The 503-nt window shown below is 48.9% G+C and carries 1 protein-coding gene; it reads left to right on the top strand.

The features are described 5' to 3' along the window. Window positions 1-503, top strand: a 503-nt coding sequence (gene nhaR / locus RAD15_RS43535) for a transcriptional activator NhaR (protein WP_458184818.1), incomplete at both ends; no start/stop codon positions are given.

Genomic DNA, 503 nt, shown 5'->3' on the forward strand with positions numbered 1-503 from the left:
CATGTCTCATATTAACTACAACCATCTTTATTACTTCTGGCATGTCTATAAAGAAGGTTCTGTCGTGGGTGCCGCAGAGGCGCTTTTTCTGACGCCGCAAACCATTACTGGTCAAATTAAAGCCCTTGAAGAGCGTTTACAGGTGAAGCTATTTAAACGTAAGGGACGCGGTCTTGAGCCCAGCGAACTGGGCGAGCTGGTTTTTCGCTATGCGGATAAAATGTTTACGCTAAGCCAGGAGATGCTGGATATCGTCAATTACCGCAAAGAATCAAACCTGTTGTTTGATGTCGGCGTCGCCGATGCTTTATCCAAGCGTCTGGTCAGCAGCGTTCTGGATGCGGCGGTGGTGGTGGATGAACCCATACATCTGCGTTGCTTTGAGTCGACGCACGAAATGTTGCTCGAACAGCTCAGCCAGCACAAGCTGGATATGATTATCTCCGACTGCCCGATAGATTCCACGCAGCAGGAGGGACTATTCTCAGTCAAAATCGGCGAAT

The organism is Bradyrhizobium sp. 14AA (genome assembly GCF_054185205.1).